The sequence below is a fragment of the Streptomyces sp. NPDC055078 genome (assembly GCF_053607985.1).
On the sequence record NZ_JBSGUP010000126.1, the window covers coordinates 1 to 15,820 of the forward strand.

The window sequence follows — 15,820 nt, forward strand, 5'->3', positions numbered from 1 at the left end:
GCCGCCGGACGGCCCGGGCCCGGGCAAGGGCTCGCGCGCTCCGGGGCCTGCCCGCCAGGGGGATGGCCGCGCAGAACCAGGCCCTGAAATCCAGCCCCTCCGGCGTTTGAGGAGCGGGGTGCGGGGCAGAGCCCCGCCGGACCGCCCGGGCCCGGGCGAGGACCCGCGCATCCCCGGGGCGGACCGCCGGGGGAGCCGCGCAAACCCGCCCCTCCTGGGGCCCAGGCGGCCGAAGCGCACGCGCAGCGGTGGGTTCAGACCGGCGGCCAGGGGATGGGGGGCCAGTCGCCCGACGGGGACGGGTGGATTCCCGTGGCGCGCAGAGCGGAGACCCGCTCGCGCACCGCGGCAACCTCCGCCCCGGTCAGCAGCCGCCGCAACCGCCCCGCCAGCCCGCCGCCCTCCGCGAGGGCGGCCTCCAGGGCCCCCAGGGCGTCCAGCGCCTCGGGCGGCAGCGGCTCCCCCGCCCAACCCCACAGCAGGGTCCGCAGCTTGTCGTCGACGTTGAAGGTGACCCCGTGGTCGATCGCGTACAGGGCCCCGTCCGTGGCGGGCAGCAGATGACCGCCCTTGCGGTCACCGTTGTTGATCACGGCGTCCAGCACGGCGAGCCGCCGCAGCCGCGCGTCGTCCGCGTGGACGAGCAGGGCGGTGCGCCCCTCGCCCACCTCGGCGAAGCCGATCGCCTTCCAGCCCTCCCCCGGCTCCTCGTCCTCGACCAGCGCGAGCAGAGAGCCCGCGGGAGCCGCCGAGGCGGCGGGGTCAGCGGAGGCGGCGGGGTCAGCCGAGGCGGCGGAGGCAGGAGGGCCGGCGGAAGCGGTCGCGGTCGCGGTGTCAGGGGGACCGGTCTCGATCCAGAGCTGGACCATGCCCTCGCCGTACGGACCGTCGCGCAGGACGGTGGGTGGTACCAGGCCCCACCCGAGGGCCTCCGAGATCTCGTACGCCGCGACCTCGCGCTGCGCCAGCGTCCCGTGGGGGAAGTCCCACAGGGGCCGCTCCCCCGCGACCGGTTTGTAGACGCAGGAGGCTTCCTCGCCCTCGTAGGCCACCGAGCAGAACAGCACCGCGTTCGACGCCTCGCGCACCCGGCCGCGTACGGTCAGCTCGCCCTTGGCGAGCAGGTCCAGGGCGGTCAGGCTCCCCGGCGGTATCCGTTCTGGCGCGGGCATACGTGTCCTTCCGGGTCGAGCGGCAGGCTGCACAGCGGGCAGGGGGGCCGGCCGGCGTTCACCACGTCCAGCGCCCGCTTGGCGAAGGCCCTCGCCTGTGCCCCGGTCAGCCGTACGCGGAGCATCGGCGGGCCGTTCTCCTCGTCCTGGAGCAGCCGCTCCTCGGCCTCGGCAAGATCCTCCTCGGAGTCCGCGTCCAGCTCGACCAGCGCCTGTGCCTCGACGATCATGCGCTGTTCCTCGCCGTCCCAGGCCAGGGCCATGGTGCCGACGCGGAACTCCTCCTCGACCGGCGCGTCGAGGGGCGCGGTGTCGGCGACATCGGCGGGCGCGACGGCGGGGACCGGCGCGTTGCCCCCGGTGCGGCGGACGACTTCGTCGAGCAGTTCGTCGATCCGCTCGGCGAGCGCGGCGACCTGGGTCTTCTCCAGGGCCACACTGGTGACGCGGCCCGATGCCGACGCCTGCAGAAAGAACGTACGGCGTCCAGGCAGCCCGACCGTACCGGCCACGAACCGGTCCGGCGGGTCGAAGAGGAACACCTGACGGGACACGTTCTGACTCCCTTGAGGACTGGTGAGGACTGGGGAACGGACGTACGGGCTGATCGCCCGTCCACCCTACTGCGCGGGCGATCACGGGGCTCCCGCGCCGCCCCCTACGACCGCGTCGCCGTCGCCGTCTTCCGGGCCGCCGGTGTGCGGGGCCAGCGAGCCGAAGTCCCCGGTGTCGCCGAGCCGCAGAACAAACGGGCGGGTGCGGGTGTAACGGATCGCTGTCACGGAACACGGTTCCACATGGATCCGCTGGAAGAGATCGAGATGCATACCCAGCGCGTCGGCGACCAACGCCTTGATGATGTCGCCGTGCGAGCACATGACATAGGCCGCGTCCTCGCCGTGCTCGGTGTCGATACGGGTGTTCCAGTCGCGTACGGCGTGCACCGCGCGGGCCTGCATGGCCCGCATGGACTCACCGCCGGGGAAGACCGCTGCCGATGCGTGGTGCTGGACGATCTCCATCAGGGGTTCGTCGGTCAGTTCCCTGAGCTTGCGGCCGGACCAGTCGCCGTAGTCGCACTCCGAGATCCGGTCCTCGGTCCGCAGTTCCAGGCCGGGGCGGGCCGCCAGCAGGGGCCCGAGCGTCTCCAGGCAGCGTTCCAGCGGGCTGCTGACGGCGGCGGCGAGGGGGATGGCGGCGATGCGCTCCGGCAGCGCGGCGGCCTGTGCGGCGCCGCGTTCGTCGAGGTGGACGCCCGGGGTCCGGCCCGCGAGCACCCCTTCGGTGTTCGCGGTGGAGCGTCCGTGACGTACGAGGATCAGCGTGGCCATGCCCGCCAGCGTAAGCGGACACGCGTCCCGGGGTGCGTACGGGCGGCGGGCGCGGAAGAATACGCGCCGTGATCGTCGACTGCGCCATCTACCGCCAGGGGCGCCGCGTCGGGGGCCCCGCCGACTTCTCCGACGCCCTCGACGAGGCCCGCGCGGCCGGTGACGCCTTCCTGTGGATTGGGATGTACGAGCCGACGGAGGACGAGTTCGATCTCGTCAGCCGGGAGTTCGGGCTGCATCCGCTGGCCGTGGAGGACGCGCTGCGGGCCCATCAGCGGCCGAAGCTGGAGGTCTACGACGACTCGCTGTTCGTGGTCCTCAAACCGGTGGTGTACGAGCCGCGGGGCGACACGGTGACGACGGGCGAGCTGATGGTCTTCATCGGTGACTCCTTCGTGGTGACGGTCCGCCACGGCGAGGGCTCGCCGCTCGCGGCCGTACGCAAGCGGCTGGAGGCCGAGCCCGATGTGCTGGCGCACGGGCCGACGGCGGTCCTCTACGCGATCAGCGACGCGGTCGTGGACGACTACATCGATGTGGCGGCGGAGCTCCAGGTGGACCTTGAGGAGATGGAGGCCGATGTGTTCGCCCCGACGGGCAGCGGGTCGGGGCCGCCGACGGCCGCCCGGATCTATGTCTTCAAGCGGCAGGTGCTGGAGTTCCGCCGGGCGAGCGGGCCGCTGGCGGGGCCGATGGCGCGGCTGGCGGGGGCGGGGGTGCCATTCGTCCATGAGCGTTCGCAGCCGTTCTTCCGCGATGTGAGCGACCATCTGACGCGGGCGAATGAGCAGGTGGAGAGCCTGGACCGGCTGCTGTCGGACATTCTGGCGGCGCATCTGGCCCAGATGGGGGTACGGCAGAACGACGATCTGCGCAAGATCTCGGCGTGGGCGGCCATGGCGGCGGTCCCCACGATGGTCGCGGGGATCTACGGAATGAATTTCGACCATATGCCGGAGCTGACGTGGCAGTGGTCGTATCCGGTGCTGCTGCTGGTGATGGTGGGTGTGGTCTACGGGCTGTTCAGGATGTTCAAGCGCCGCGGCTGGCTCTGAGGGCCGCCGTCCCGAGGCGGGTCGTACGGGTTCCGCCCGGCGTGCGCTCCGGACGGGACCCGTACGTCACGCCCCCTGTACGGGTCAGAAGGCGGGTGCCGCGGTGGCCGGGCCGTCGAGGGCGCCCCGGCGCTCGGGCATGGCGAGGCCGACCATGCGGTGCCAGCCGCCGAACCGTTCGTACGCGTACATCCCGTGAATGCCCGCCACCAGTACGGCGGACTTGGCGCGGGGCCAGTGCAGCAGCCGCCCCATATGGGCCATCACGGCGAGGCTGACGTCGCGGTAGACCGCGATCTCGGCGAGGGCGCTCTCGCGCAGTACCCGGTGGATGGCGCGGCCGTGGCCGGTGGCGGCGAGGCGCAGCAGTTCCTCGTGGCAGTAGGCGAGGTGGTTGTCCTCGTCGTTGCAGATCATCCTGATCGCCCTGCCGAGTTCGGGGTGGTCGCCGAAGTACTTGACCAGCATGTCCATCTGGTCGGCGGCGCGCTGTTCGGTGACCCGGCTGTGCGAGAGGTAGACGACGATGTCCTCCTCGGTAAGAGGTTCGTCGCGGCGCAGCTTCTCGTGGGTGAGACCGATGCCCCGCCGTTCCAGGAGCATCGTGTAGTCGGCCTCGGGCGGTACGGGGACGGGGTCGAGGCCGCGCTTCTTGAGCAGGGCGTTGAAGATCCGGCCGTGTTTGTCCTCGTCGGCGCCGTGCCGGGTGATCCTGGGGGCGAGCGCGCTCATGGTCTCGGGTACGAGGGCGGCGATCCGGCCGTTCTCCCAGCCGCCCTGGGCCTCACCGCTGGCCGCGATCGAACAGAAGAGCTGGAAGGCGTCGTCGTTGTCGATGATTTCCTGGAACAGGCTGCGGGCCGAGAGCATCACTGCCACCTCCTGGAGGCATCCGCGGAACATCCAAGGAAAGGGTCGCCGCGCACGGGAAGATGAGGCAACAGGTGGGCCGCGCAAACTCCGCCGAACGGATGACTTGTGGCGCGTCGGCCCCGGGCAGTAACCGGAACGGGGCCCACCGCGTTGTATGCGTGACGGCCGTGGCGGGGAGACCCCCCGAGCCCCCACCACGGCCGCGGAAGCATCCGTTCGACGCGCTCCGCCCGGGCGCGTCGGCTCGCTCAGTTCAGTCCCGCGCGCTCCAGGGCCTCGGTTCCCGCGCGCAGCGCGCTGATCCGCTCGTCGAGCGTGAAGCCGGCCGGGGCGAGCGTCAGAGTGGTGACTCCGGCCGCCGCGTAGGCCCCCATGCGTTCGGCGATCCGCTCGACGGGTCCCAGCAGGGTGGTGGAGTCGATCAGCTCGTGCGGTACGGCCGCGGCGGCTCCGTCCTTGTCGCCGGAGAGGTACTTGTCCTGGATCTCGGCGGCTTCCTTCTCGTATCCCATGCGCCGGGCGAGCTGGTTGTAGAAGTTCTGCTTCCGGCTGCCCATGCCGCCGACGTACAGGGCGGTGTACGGGCGGAACACATCGGCGAGTGCGGGAATGTCGTCGCCGATCGCCAGGGGGAGCGTGGGACAGACGTCGAAGCCCTCCATGGTCTTCCCCGCCTTCTCCCGGCCCGCCCGCAGATGGCGGATCGCGGTGTCCTCCAGGTGGGCGGCCGACGGGAAGATCAGCAGCGCGCCGTCGGCGATCTCACCGGTCTGCTCCAGGTTCCTGGGGCCGATGGCGGCGATGTAGAGCGGAATGTGCTCGCGCTTGGGGTGGACCGTGAGCTTGATGGGCTTGCCCGGACCGTCCGGCAGGGGCAGTGTCCAGTGCTCGCCCTCGTACGACAGCCGTTCGCGGGACATCGCCCGGCGGACGATCTCGACGTACTCCCGGGTGCGGGCGAGCGGCTTGTCGAAGGTCACGCCGTACCAGCCCTCGGAGACCTGGGGTCCCGAGACGCCGAGCCCGAGACGGAAGCGGCCGTCCGAGAGGGAGTCGAGGGTGGCGGCGGTCATCGCGGTCATGGCCGGCTGGCGGGCCGGGATCTGCATGATCGCGGAGCCGACGTCGATGCGTTCGGTGTGGGCGGCGACCCAGCTGAGGACCGTGGGGGCGTCGGAGCCGTATGCCTCCGCGGCCCAGCAGACGTCGTAGCCGAGCCGGTCGGCCTCCTTGGCGACGGCGAGGTTGTCGCTGTCCATTCCCGCGCCCCAGTAGCCGAGGTTGATGCCGAGCCGCATATCCGCTCCCTCTTACTGATCAGTAACGTATGTTTCCGGGACTCTAGCGCGGGTGCGCCCGATCCGTCAGGGGGCCGTGTTCCCCGTGGTTGTCCACAGGCTCACTCGGGGCCTGCCCCCGACCAGTAATCTCAGCGGTCATGGAGCAGAGGTATCTCGGCCGCACCGGCCTGCGTGTGTCCCGCATCGGGCTCGGCACCCTGACCTGGGGCCGGGACACCGATGAGCACGATGCCGCGGACCAGCTCAAGGCCTTCTGGGAGGCGGGCGGCACGCTCGTCGACACGGCGGATGTGTACGGGGGCGGGGACTCGGAGTATCTGCTCGGCCGGCTCGTGGAGCGGCTGGTTCCGCGGCGCGATCTCGTCATAGCGACCAAGGCGGGCAGCGTGCCCGATCCGGACCGCCGGGTCGACGGTTCGCGCGGGCATCTGCTCGCCGCGCTGGACGACTCGCTGGCCCGGCTGGGGACGGACCATGTCGATCTGTGGCAGCTCCACGCCTTCGACCCGGGGACCCCGCTGGACGAGACGCTCCAGGCCCTGGACATCGCGGTGAGCAGCGGGCGGGCGCGGTACGCGGGCGTGTCGAACTTCTGCGGCTGGCAGCTGGCCAAGGCGGCGACCTGGCAGCTGGCGGCGCCGGGGGTGCGGACCCGGCTGGCGTGTACGCAGATGGAGTACTCGCTGCTCCAGCGCGGTGTCGAGCGGGAGGTCCTCCCGGCGGCGCTGGATCTGGGGCTCGGGCTGCTGCCGTCGTCCCCGCTCGGGCGGGGGGTGCTCACGGGCAAGTACCGGCATGGGATCCCGACCGACTCGCGGGGTGCCTCCGAGCTGCTGGGCCCGTTTGTCGAGCCGTATCTCGACGAGGCCGCCGACAGTGTCGTGGAAGCGGTGCTGACAGCCGCCGACGGGCTGGCGGCCACCCCGCTCCAGGTGGCGCTCGCCTGGGTGCGGGACCGTCCCGGCGTGGTCGCCCCGATCGTCGGCGCGCGCAACGCGCAGCAGCTCACCGCGGCATTGTCAGTGGAGGCGCTTACTCTTCCTGACGAGATCTGCCAGGCGCTCGACGATGTGTCAGCGCCCGTGCACCGCTATCCCGACCAGGACTGGAGCACGCTGTGACTGCGTCTTCCCGGGGGCCGAGCCCCGAACCCCCGGCCACCGATGCGAGCGAGCCGGACGCGAGCGCGCGCGGCTCACGGCCGGCCGCGCCGACCGGGTCCGAGAAGCCCGCGACGGCCCCGGACGGGGCGCCATCCGGGGTGCCGGCCCCGTCGGAGCCCGTACCGGGCGGCGATGGGGACGGGGACGCCGGTGCGGCGGGTGCGGCGGGTGCGGCGGGTGCGGCGGGTGCGGCGGGTGCGGCGTCACCGGCCCCGGACGCTGCCGAGGCCGCCGGTGCGGCGAGTTCCGCGTCCGGGGCAGGCGCAGCCGCACCGGGCGGGGACGAGGCCGGTGGGGCCGGGGCGGACGGGTCCGGAGCCTCGTCGGCCGGTGCGGGCATGGACACGCCTGATGCCGGACCACCGGACGGTGCGGGTGCCGAGACACCCGGGGCCGGCTCCGATGCGCCCGGCGGCGAGGCCGTGGACTCGGCCGTGGCCGGGCCGTCGGAGGCCGAGGCGGAGGTCATCGCACAGCGCGAGCTGCGGGCGCGGATCGAGCGGCGGAAGGCCGAGAAGGACGGGCCCGTCGAGAGCGGGACCAAGCTGAGCGGCAAGGCCGCTGATCTGCTCGCGGCGGTCCGGGCGGTGGAGAGCGGCGCGAAGCCGGGGGACGCGTTCTTCGACGCCCCCGCGCCGGAGCGTCAGACCCCTGCCATGGATGAGCCACCGCGCCCGCAGGTTCCGGCGCCCGCGCCTCCGAGCGGCGGTGCGGCCCGGGTGGCCGCGCCGGAGACCGTCGCCGCCGTACGAAGGGTGCTCGCCGAGGGCGGCGCACCCGAGTCGCTCGCGGCCGAGGTGGCCCGGGCGCTCGGGGAGCAGGCCGACGACGCGCTGCGGGCGGACCCCTGGCGGTTGCTGTCCGTGCCCGGTGTACGGCCCGAGCAGGCCGACGGGTTCGCCCGGGCGCTGCTGGGAGGTGAGTGCGGGCCGGGCGACGAGCGCCGGACGGCGGCCCTGATCGTCTGGCAGCTGGAGGGCGCGGCCCTGCGGGGGCACACCGCGCTGGACGCCCTCGATGTGCGCGGCGCGCTGGCCGAGCGGTCGGTGCCCGATCCGGACGGGGCGCTCCAGCGGGCGGTCGCCGACGGCGCCGTTCTGCTGTTCCAGGACGAGACGGCCGCCGTCGACGGGAGCGCCGACGGCGATGAGGACGTCGAGGAGGACGGCGGAGAAGCGGGCGAGTCCGGGCGGCCGGGCGCCCCGGTGCTGCTGGGGCTCGACCGGTACGCGCTCGCCGAGGAGAGTCTCGCGGACGGTCTGGCCCGGCTGGCCAGGTCCGGCACCGACGCGCGGTGGGAGTCCGCCGCGCCCGCCGAGCTGGCCCGCGCGGTCGCGGCGAGCGGTCTGGTGACCCATAGCGGGGGCGAGGCCGCGCGGGCGGAGCCTGCCGAGCTGGCCGGGGCCGCCGCCGGACTCGGGCTGCGCGCGGTCGTCGCGGTCCACGGCGAGTACGGACAGCGGGCGGCGGGCCCCGGGGCGGTCACCGTCCCGGGGCTGCTCTCCGGTGCGCAGGGGCCAGGGCGGGACCGGGACGGGGCGTTCGCGCTGGATCTGCTGGTGGTGCTGGACGCGCCGCTGCTCGATGTGGAGAGCGCCGCGATGCTGGTGGAGTCGATGCCGGACGGCAGCCGTCTGGTGCTCAGCGGCGATCCCGGGCAGCTCGGTTCGGCGGGTGCCGGGCGGGTGTTCGCGGATCTGCTGGCCGCGCGGGTGTGCCCGCACATCGCGTCCCGGGTGCCGGACCCCGGCCCGATCGGGGAGCTGGTGTCGGGGATCGGCGCCGGGGAGCTGCTCCCGGTGGAGGCCCCCGGCAAGGAGGTCGTCATCGTGCCCGTGCGGGACGCGGGCGAGGCGGTCCACCGTACGGTGCAGCTCGTCGCCGACTCGGTGCCCCGGGCCATCGGGGTGCCGACCGCGGGGACCCAGGTGATCACCGTAGGTCACGGGGGCTCGGCGGGCACCCGTGCGCTCAACGCGGCGCTGAAGCAGCGGCTGAACCCCGGCCCCGGCCGGTTCGGCGGCTTCGACCCGGGCGACCGGGTCGTGTACACACCGGCGCCCGGCCGCACCGTATCCGGGACGGTCGTCTCGGCGGACGGCGAGGGGCTGCGCCTCGACTGTGCGGGCTCCGGGGTGAGTGTGCCGAGGGAGCGCGTCGAGTCGGCGGTGCGCCACGGCTGGGCGATGACGGCGCACCAGGCGGCCGGGACGCGCTGGCCCGCCGCGGTGGTGGTCCTGCCGGGGGACGCGGCGCGCGGGCTGAGCCGCCCCTGGGTCCATACGGCCTTCAGCCGGGCCGAGCGCCATCTGTCGGTGGTGCACGGGGTGGATCAGGCGCTGCCGCGCGCTGTGGCGGAGATCCCGTTCCAGGAGCGTACGACGCGGCTGCGGCCCCTCCTCGAAGGGCTGCTCGCCCCCGTTCCATAGGGTCCACGTCCGGAGGGTCCCCCGTCCGGATCGGGCCGGACAGACCGGGAGGGCGTGAGCGGGCTCCGGGCCCCTCCCCGCCGGAGGCCGCGGGCGGGGGGCATCGCGGGGCGGCTCCCCTGGGCTCCCCCTCGGCTCCCCTGCGGTGCCGCGCGGCCCGGGGCGTGCGAGGCCCGGCGAGGTCCCAGCGAGCGACCCGGCTCACCGTGCCCCCACGCCCCGGTGCGCCTGCCTCCGGCGCGGGCCGCCGGATCAGCGGGCCGGGGGTCATCGGCCTGGGCCGTCGACCGGAACGACCGGCCGGACCGCCGCGGCCGGGTTCACCGGCGCCATCGGCGAGGCCGGGCGTGCGCGGGGCCCTTACCCCCCGTACGGAACCGGCGTAACCGGCGGAACCGTCCCGAGGGCAGGGCCCTGTTGCCGCGCGGGTGGGGCAGGTCAGCGGCCCACCTCGTCGAGGTCGTCCAGTTCCCCGGCCAGCTCGTCCTCGTCGAAGACCGCGCTGACGTCGAAACGGCAGACGATCCGCTGCGGGTCCGCCTGCTCGAAGGGTCCGGCGAGCCAGTCGCCGGGGTCCGGAATGTCGTCCAGGGCGGCCACCCACAGGGTGGAGTCGCCCTCCTCCAGACCGAATTCCTTGTGCCGGGAGGCGATCTCGTCGGGTTCGTACTCGCCGAAGAGCAGTCCGAGTGCCGCGTGCACGCTCGTACCGACCAGTTCGGCGCGTTCCGGCGCGCTGTCCGTGTCCTCGTCGGGATCGAGTTCGGCGATCCGCTGTGCCTGTGAGAGCAGCCGCTGGGGCTCCACCACCGCGTAGTCGCGGCGGATCAGCACGCTGAGGGCGTTCGGCTCCTCCGGGCCCGCGTACGGCGGCAGTGCTTCCTCCGCGCCCGGGATCTCGAAGGGGGTCACCTCGTCATAGCGGTCGTAGAGGCGCTCGTCGTACGCCTCCGCCGCCACGGCCAAGGCATTGAACGCGTCGTAAACGGCCGGGTCGTCCTCTCCCGTGCGGTTCTCGACCGCCGCGAGGTGACGGTCCAGTGCGGCTTTGACCGCCTCGGCGGCGGCACGTACCTCGGCAGCGGTGGGCTGCGCAGCATCAGACATAGTGCAGACGCTATCCGTAGCGGGGCTCCGCCCGCACAATAGATGCGATGCCGGAATACGAATTTGTCGATGTGTATGTTCCGCGCGGGGTGTCCCGCCAGGAGGCCAGGCGCCTGCTGACCGACCACGCCGAGTACGGGCACTGGGAGTTGGACCGGTTGAGTCTGCACCGGGACGGCAGTCGCAGGGTGCGGCTGCGCCGGCGCATCATCCGCCAGGTGCGCGCCACCTGGTGAAACGGCAGGGAGCGGGATCCGCATCGGCGGAGCCCGCTCCCTTGTCCCGGTCCCATGGATTCGGGTGGGCACTCGGACCCGGGCTGTTCGCCTGGTCGGCGGGCCCCCGGGTTCCGGTGTGTGGTCGCGCCGCTACGCGGCGGCGCGGGCACGGCGGTAGAGGACCGCGCCGGCCAGCAGCATTCCCGCGCCCACCGGGACGGTCAGTCCGAGTGAGTCGGCGCCCGTGCGAGCGAGTTCCGCCACACCGGTGGGCTCGTCGTCGGTGGTCTGCGCTGTGTGGCGGTTCGACTCGTGCGGCGCGCGGGGGGTCTCCGGGGTGCCGGGTCCTCCCGGGCTGCCCGGGCTCTGGGGTCCGCCGGGCACCTCGGAGCCGTTACGGGGATCAACGGGGCCGGGGGTACCGGGAGTGCCGGGGTTGCCGGGAGTGCCAGGGTCGCCGGGGCCCGGGTTCGCGGGCTCGCCGGGACCGGGGTTGCCCGGGTTCGGGGGCTGCACGGGCTTCCCCGGGGGGTTGGCGGACGTGTGGTTGCCGCAGTTGTTGCCGAACGCCGGGTTGAGCGCGCTGACCACGTTCGCGGTGTTCCCGCAGGCGTTCACGGGCACATCCACGGGGGCCTGGACGTTGTTGCCCGAGGCGACACCGGGAGAGTGGCTCGTCCCGCCGTTCGCCTGGGAGCCGCCGCCGGTCGCGGAGCCCGCGCCGGGGTGGGAGCCGCCGCCCTTCCCGGGCTTGGCGGGCTTGGCGGGCCGGGCCGGGGCGGACGTATTGGCGCATTCGTTGCCGAAGGCGGGGTTGAGCGCGCCGACCACGTTGACGGAGTTCCCACAGGCGTTCACGGGCACGTCCACCGGGACCTGGACCGAATTCCCCGACCCGACGCCGGGGGAATGCGATGCCCCTCCGAACGCACCGGCGTCCGCCTGCGCATAACCGCCGCCGAGCGCGATCGCGCCGCCCGCCGCCGCCATGGTGATCAGGCCCTTGCGGGTGACCTGTCGCATAGGTTGATTCCCTGTCTTGTTCAGGAATACCTCCGGGCTCTCTGCCCGGGGGCGGAAATGCCGGGCGGTCCCGGAGTGCATGGCGCGCACTCGGGGACCGCCCGGGTTCAAACCCAAACCCTGATGGGTCGAGTCACCACATCAAGCGTTGACGCAGGTGTTGCCGAAGGCGGGGTTCAGCAGCCCGATCACGGAGATCGTGTTGCCGCACACGTTCACCGGCACGTGGACGGGCACCTGGATGACGTTGCCGGAGAGCACACCGGGAGAGTGCACAGCGGCACCCTGGGCACCCGCGTCGGCCATGGCCACGCCCGCGCCGGCGAGTACCAGACCACCAGTGGCAGCCGCAGCAGCGACGACCTTCTTGAGCATTGTTCCTCCTTGTTGGCAAAGCGATCCCAGCCGCGGACCGCAAAACCTGTAACGAGGAGGGGCCCGTGAGGCTACGCGCCCGGCACTCCTTTCACTCTTCTCAGTCGAGTACGTACATACAGACGATTATGGGAGTTTCGGATCGGCGGCCGGACCCTTGCCGCGCATGCTGCGCCCCGGCCGGCTCAGCACTGGTCGATGAACCGGTCCAGCACCCGCACACCGAACTTCAGACCGTCGACGGGGACCCGCTCGTCCACCCCGTGGAACATGCCGGCGAAGTCCAGCTCGGGCGGCAGCTTGAGCGGTGCGAAGCCGAAGCAGCGGATGCCGAGATCGTCGAAGGACTTGGCGTCGGTACCGCCGGAGAGCATGTACGGGACGGCGCGGGCGATCGGGTCCTCCGCCTTCAGCGCGATCTGCATCGCGTCCACGAGATCCCCGTCGAAGCTGGTCTCCAGCGCCTTGTCCCCGTGGACGTCCTCCCGCCGGACGCGCGGGCCGAGCAGCCGGTCGAGATCGGCGAGGAACTCCTCCTCGTAGCCGGGCAGAAAGCGCCCGTCGACATGGGCGGTCGCCTGGCCGGGAATGACATTCACCTTGTACCCGGCACCGAGCATGGTGGGGGCCGCCGAGTTGCGCAGGGTCGCGCCGATCATCTTGGCGATGCCGCCGAGCTTGTCGAGGGTCGCGTCCATGTCCTCCGGGTCGAGCGGGGTGCCGAGCGCGTCGGAGAGTTCGTCCAGGAACGACCGCACGGTCTTGGTCATCCGCACCGGCCACTTGTGGCGGCCGAGCCGCCCGACCGCCTCGCACAGCTCGGTGATCGCGTTGTCGTTGTTGGTCATCGACCCGTGACCGGCCGTGCCGTCCACGGTCAGCCGCATCCAGTGCATGCCCTTCTGCGCCGTCTCGACCAGATAGAGCCGCAGATTCTCGTTCACCGTGAAGGAGAAGCCGCCGACCTCGCCGATGGCCTCGGTGACACCCTCGAACAGGTCGGGGTGCTTGTCGACCAGATACCGCGCGCCGTACGCGCCGCCCGCCTCCTCGTCGGCGAGGAAGGCGAGCACGATGTCGCGCGGGGGCTTGCGGCCGCTGCGCAGCCTGTCCCGTACGACGGCGAGCGTCATCGCGTCCATGTCCTTCATGTCGACCGCGCCCCGGCCCCAGACACAGCCGTCCGCGATCTCGCCGGAGAAGGGGTGGTGCGTCCAGTCGTCGGCGTTGGCCGGTACGACATCGGTGTGGCCGTGGATGAGCAGCGCGGGCCTGGAGGGGTCCTCCCCTTCGATCCGGGCCACGGTGGAGGCACGTCCGGGGTGGGACTCGACGATCTTCGGTTCCAGTCCCACCCCGGCGAGCTGCTCGGCGATGTACTCCGCCGCACCGCGCTCCCCCGGGCCCGAGTGGTCCCCGTAGTTGCTGGTGTCGATCCGGATCAGCTCACGGCAGAGGTCGACGACCTCGTCCTCGCCCGAGACGGTACGGGCCGTGTTCGACTCGCTCACGCTGATTCCTCTCACTGTCGCCGCTGGTGGTTCCCCCTTATCCTCCCGCGCCCGGCGCCGGACCCCAAGAGCGGTCACCCGGCGCCATCGGGCACGCGCGCGGGTGGCGGGTGAGCGGGCCAGGGGCGGGCTCGGGCACCGGCGATTGTTTGCTATGGTTTCCCACGTCGCGCAGGCCCCCGGGGCCGGGCGGCAGACACCTCGTCCGGGTGGCGGAATGGCAGACGCGCTAGCTTGAGGTGCTAGTGCCCTTTATCGGGCGTGGGGGTTCAAGTCCCCCCTCGGACACCAGCTGAAACCCCTGTTGATCAGGGGTTTTCTGCATTTCTGGGCAGGTGGCGGCCGGGAACGATCGATGGGAACGGCTCAGAGTGTGGTCGGTGCGTCGAGGACTTCTCTCGCCCCGGCGGTGAAGCTCTCGAACGCGGCCTCGCACTGCCGCGCCGCCGCCTCCCACTCCCGCTCGCTCGCGGGGTCCCACCGCGCACCGTCGCGGTGCAGCAGATCCGCCAGGTCGGAGAGCCGGTCGTGCGCCGTGGTCGCGAGACGGTCCATCCGTTCGGGACCGGCCACCTCCACCCGGAACCCGGCGCGCAGCAGGGTGTCGCGGCGGTCGGTGTACGAGTCGGGGGGCGCGGGCGGGGCGGTGGCCGGCGGAGCGGCCGTGGCGGAACGGTGCCAGCTCAGCAGGGCGTCGTGCATGTCGTGCAGCGCGGCGATGTACGCCTCGTAGGCGTCCTGGCGGGTCCCGCGCCGCCAGTGCCCGTGTTCGGCCACGGCCTGGGCCTGGACCTGCTGGAGGAGGGAGGCGGCCGTCGCCCTGGCTCCCCAGACGGCGGCGCTGCCGCCGATGGCCGCGCCGACCAGGCCGAAGGCGGCGGCGACGATCGCGGCCAGCCCTTCGTTCATGCCCGCTCTCCCCGCTCTCCGCGCTTCGGGAGCCGGTCGCCCCGCCACTCCATGGTGACCTTGATATGGGCGTCCGAGGACGACCTGGCGATGGCGAGACTGCCTTCGGGGGTGGCTCTGAGCCCGATCTCGACCTCAACCCGGCCGGGGGGCTCGGGCAGTTCGGCGAGCCCGGTGGTGATCGTCCGGGCGACCGTCCTGATCCGGTCCACACCCTGTTCGATGGTCTCCTCGGCGTAGTCGGCGACATGTCTGAGCCGTCCGGCGGCGGGGACCGCTCCGCCGCGCGCGGCGGTCTCGAACGGCAGCCAGTCGCCGTCCTCGGTGCGCACCTGGACGTACTCCACCGGCCCGGTGTACTCGCTCATCGTCGCTGCCCCCCGTCAGGCCCAGTCGGATGCCTCGTTCCCCGCTCCGGTACGGGGTACACCGGCCCCGGGCGCCGTGGAGAACCGGGCCATGCCGCCCGTACGCCTACCGAAGGCATCCCGAAGGCATCCCGAACGCATCCCGAACGCATACAGTCGCCCCGGTGAGACGCAGACACAAGGGCCCGCCGTCGCCGCTCCCCCAGCGGGACGGTGTCGATCCGGTACGGCTGCGGCTGCCCGAGGATCCGCTGGGAGTGTGGGGGACGGTGTACGACCATCTCCTCGCGCGGTACGGGGCCGCCATCGGGAGCGAAGGCGTCCACGCCCTCTTCACGGAGGGGCGCATCGTGTCCACCGAGGGGCCGGTCGGCGCGGACGAGCCGTACACACCCGGCCGGTGGCTCTGGTTCCACCGGGATCTCCCGGCCGAGGAGCGGGTCCCCTTCGAGATCGGGATCGTGCACCGTGACGACCGGCTGCTGATCGTGGACAAGCCGCACTTCCTCGCGACCACCCCGCGCGGCGGTCATATCACCGAGACCGCGCTGGCCCGGCTGCGCCGGGATCTGGGGCTGCCCCGGCTCCAGCCCGCGCACCGGCTGGACCGGCTCACGGCGGGGCTGGTGCTGTTCGTCGTCCGGCCCGAGGACCGGGGCGCGTATCAGAGCCTGTTCAGCGAGCGGCGGGTGGTCAAGGAGTACGAGGCGCTGGCCCCGTACGATCCGGGCGTCGTCCTGCCCCGGACCGTACGGAGCCGGATCGTGAAGGAGCGGGGGGTGCTCGCGGCCTTCGAGGAGGCGGGTGAGCCGAACAGTGAGACCCGGATCGAGCTGCTGGAGCACCGGGGCGCGCTGGGCCGGTACCGGCTGCTGCCCACCACCGGCCGTACCCATCAGCTGCGGGTCCATATGAACAGCCTCGGCCTGCCGCACGACCACGATCCGCTCTACCCGGTGGTGCAGCCGCACGGCGCGCCGGAGGA

General features: G+C 72.7%; 16 protein-coding genes and 1 tRNA gene. 6 read left to right on the forward strand and 11 right to left on the reverse strand.

Going from position 1 to position 15,820, the window contains the following annotated elements:
- Window positions 1–254 precede the first annotated feature (254 nt).
- The 3 genes from ACWF94_RS13830 to ACWF94_RS13840 all read right to left on the reverse strand — a co-directional run bounded on the left by ACWF94_RS13830 (window position 255) and on the right by ACWF94_RS13840 (window position 2,503).
- On the reverse strand, window positions 255–1,172 hold the full coding sequence (locus tag ACWF94_RS13830) for an SCO1664 family protein (protein ID WP_453487557.1): 918 nt from the start codon (window positions 1,170–1,172) through the stop codon (window positions 255–257).
- Entirely contained in the window at window positions 1,136–1,726 is a 591-nt protein-coding gene (locus ACWF94_RS13835) for a DUF3090 domain-containing protein (RefSeq protein WP_453487558.1), read from the reverse strand. The genes ACWF94_RS13830 and ACWF94_RS13835 overlap by 37 nt, the downstream gene beginning before the upstream one ends.
- Before the next feature lie 81 nt (window positions 1,727–1,807).
- Entirely contained in the window at window positions 1,808–2,503 is a 696-nt protein-coding gene (locus ACWF94_RS13840) for a histidine phosphatase family protein (RefSeq protein WP_453487559.1), read from the reverse strand.
- A gap of 59 nt (window positions 2,504–2,562) precedes the next feature.
- Here ACWF94_RS13840 and ACWF94_RS13845 point away from each other — a divergent pair, with 59 nt between their 5' ends.
- Window positions 2,563–3,558, forward strand: a complete 996-nt coding sequence (locus tag ACWF94_RS13845; RefSeq protein ID WP_453487571.1) for a magnesium and cobalt transport protein CorA — start codon at window positions 2,563–2,565, stop codon at window positions 3,556–3,558.
- An 84-nt stretch (window positions 3,559–3,642) separates the two neighbouring features.
- On the opposite strand, the gene ACWF94_RS13850 is transcribed toward ACWF94_RS13845, so the two are convergent.
- Both ACWF94_RS13850 and ACWF94_RS13855 read right to left on the reverse strand, forming a co-directional pair.
- Window positions 3,643–4,428, reverse strand: coding sequence for a ferritin-like domain-containing protein (locus ACWF94_RS13850; RefSeq protein ID WP_453487572.1), 786 nt, complete (start codon window positions 4,426–4,428; stop codon window positions 3,643–3,645).
- Between the two features lie 251 nt (window positions 4,429–4,679).
- Entirely contained in the window at window positions 4,680–5,729 is a 1,050-nt protein-coding gene (locus tag ACWF94_RS13855; protein WP_453487560.1) for an LLM class F420-dependent oxidoreductase, read from the reverse strand.
- A 140-nt stretch (window positions 5,730–5,869) separates the two neighbouring features.
- On the opposite strand from ACWF94_RS13855, the gene ACWF94_RS13860 reads away from it, so the two are divergent.
- Both ACWF94_RS13860 and ACWF94_RS13865 read left to right on the forward strand, forming a co-directional pair.
- The gene (locus tag ACWF94_RS13860; RefSeq protein WP_453487561.1) at window positions 5,870–6,853 is read left to right on the forward strand and encodes an aldo/keto reductase; all 984 of its coding nucleotides are present in this window, start codon (window positions 5,870–5,872) and stop codon (window positions 6,851–6,853) included.
- Window positions 6,854–7,233: 380 nt separating this feature from the next.
- Window positions 7,234–9,324, forward strand: a complete 2,091-nt coding sequence (locus tag ACWF94_RS13865) for a helix-hairpin-helix domain-containing protein (protein ID WP_453487562.1) — start codon at window positions 7,234–7,236, stop codon at window positions 9,322–9,324.
- 438 nt (window positions 9,325–9,762) lie between these two features.
- Here the strand turns inward: ACWF94_RS13865 and ACWF94_RS13870 are convergent, their stop codons facing one another.
- Window positions 9,763–10,431: a hypothetical protein gene (locus ACWF94_RS13870; protein WP_453487563.1), complete on the reverse strand. Its 669-nt coding sequence runs from the start codon at window positions 10,429–10,431 to the stop codon at window positions 9,763–9,765.
- 47 nt (window positions 10,432–10,478) lie between these two features.
- Between ACWF94_RS13870 and ACWF94_RS13875 the strand changes: the two genes are divergently transcribed.
- On the forward strand, window positions 10,479–10,667 hold the full coding sequence (locus tag ACWF94_RS13875) for a DUF5703 family protein (RefSeq protein ID WP_453487564.1): 189 nt from the start codon (window positions 10,479–10,481) through the stop codon (window positions 10,665–10,667).
- Window positions 10,668–10,799: 132 nt separating this feature from the next.
- On the opposite strand, the gene ACWF94_RS13880 is transcribed toward ACWF94_RS13875, so the two are convergent.
- From ACWF94_RS13880 to ACWF94_RS13890, 3 genes are all read right to left on the reverse strand, one after another.
- Complete coding sequence (locus ACWF94_RS13880) at window positions 10,800–11,672, reverse strand: chaplin (protein ID WP_453487565.1); 873 nt, start codon at window positions 11,670–11,672, stop codon at window positions 10,800–10,802.
- Between the two features lie 141 nt (window positions 11,673–11,813).
- On the reverse strand, window positions 11,814–12,047 hold the full coding sequence (gene chpH / locus ACWF94_RS13885; protein WP_453487566.1) for a chaplin ChpH: 234 nt from the start codon (window positions 12,045–12,047) through the stop codon (window positions 11,814–11,816).
- A 185-nt stretch (window positions 12,048–12,232) separates the two neighbouring features.
- On the reverse strand, window positions 12,233–13,558 hold the full coding sequence (locus tag ACWF94_RS13890) for a M20/M25/M40 family metallo-hydrolase (RefSeq protein ID WP_453487567.1): 1,326 nt from the start codon (window positions 13,556–13,558) through the stop codon (window positions 12,233–12,235).
- Between the two features lie 203 nt (window positions 13,559–13,761).
- Between ACWF94_RS13890 and ACWF94_RS13895 the strand changes: the two genes are divergently transcribed.
- Window positions 13,762–13,849: transfer RNA gene (locus tag ACWF94_RS13895), tRNA-Leu, on the forward strand.
- 75 nt (window positions 13,850–13,924) lie between these two features.
- On the opposite strand, the gene ACWF94_RS13900 is transcribed toward ACWF94_RS13895, so the two are convergent.
- On the reverse strand, window positions 13,925–14,467 hold the full coding sequence (locus ACWF94_RS13900) for a hypothetical protein (RefSeq protein WP_453487568.1): 543 nt from the start codon (window positions 14,465–14,467) through the stop codon (window positions 13,925–13,927).
- Complete coding sequence (locus ACWF94_RS13905; protein ID WP_453487569.1) at window positions 14,464–14,835, reverse strand: CU044_2847 family protein; 372 nt, start codon at window positions 14,833–14,835, stop codon at window positions 14,464–14,466. The genes ACWF94_RS13900 and ACWF94_RS13905 overlap by 4 nt, the downstream gene beginning before the upstream one ends.
- 164 nt (window positions 14,836–14,999) lie before the next feature.
- Here ACWF94_RS13905 and ACWF94_RS13910 point away from each other — a divergent pair.
- Window positions 15,000–15,820: pseudouridine synthase (locus ACWF94_RS13910; RefSeq protein ID WP_453487570.1), on the forward strand; the 821-nt coding region annotated here is incomplete at its 3' end.

Excerpts from the sequence above, each read along its gene's own strand:
- ACWF94_RS13830 (WP_453487557.1), bottom strand. The coding sequence starts at position 1,172 with ATGCCCGCGCCAGAACGGATACCGCCGGGGAGCCTGACCGCCCTGGAC.
- ACWF94_RS13840 (WP_453487559.1), bottom strand. The coding sequence starts at position 2,503 with ATGGCCACGCTGATCCTCGTACGTCACGGACGCTCCACCGCGAACACC.
- ACWF94_RS13850 (WP_453487572.1), bottom strand. The coding sequence starts at position 4,428 with ATGCTCTCGGCCCGCAGCCTGTTCCAGGAAATCATCGACAACGACGAC.
- ACWF94_RS13855 (WP_453487560.1), bottom strand. The coding sequence starts at position 5,729 with ATGCGGCTCGGCATCAACCTCGGCTACTGGGGCGCGGGAATGGACAGC.
- ACWF94_RS13860 (WP_453487561.1), top strand. The coding sequence starts at position 5,870 with ATGGAGCAGAGGTATCTCGGCCGCACCGGCCTGCGTGTGTCCCGCATC.
- ACWF94_RS13865 (WP_453487562.1), top strand. The coding sequence starts at position 7,234 with ATGGACACGCCTGATGCCGGACCACCGGACGGTGCGGGTGCCGAGACA.
- ACWF94_RS13870 (WP_453487563.1), bottom strand. The coding sequence starts at position 10,431 with ATGTCTGATGCTGCGCAGCCCACCGCTGCCGAGGTACGTGCCGCCGCC.
- ACWF94_RS13875 (WP_453487564.1), top strand. The coding sequence starts at position 10,479 with ATGCCGGAATACGAATTTGTCGATGTGTATGTTCCGCGCGGGGTGTCC.
- ACWF94_RS13880 (WP_453487565.1), bottom strand. The coding sequence starts at position 11,672 with ATGCGACAGGTCACCCGCAAGGGCCTGATCACCATGGCGGCGGCGGGC.
- chpH (WP_453487566.1), bottom strand. The coding sequence starts at position 12,047 with ATGCTCAAGAAGGTCGTCGCTGCTGCGGCTGCCACTGGTGGTCTGGTA.
- ACWF94_RS13900 (WP_453487568.1), bottom strand. The coding sequence starts at position 14,467 with ATGAACGAAGGGCTGGCCGCGATCGTCGCCGCCGCCTTCGGCCTGGTC.
- ACWF94_RS13905 (WP_453487569.1), bottom strand. The coding sequence starts at position 14,835 with ATGAGCGAGTACACCGGGCCGGTGGAGTACGTCCAGGTGCGCACCGAG.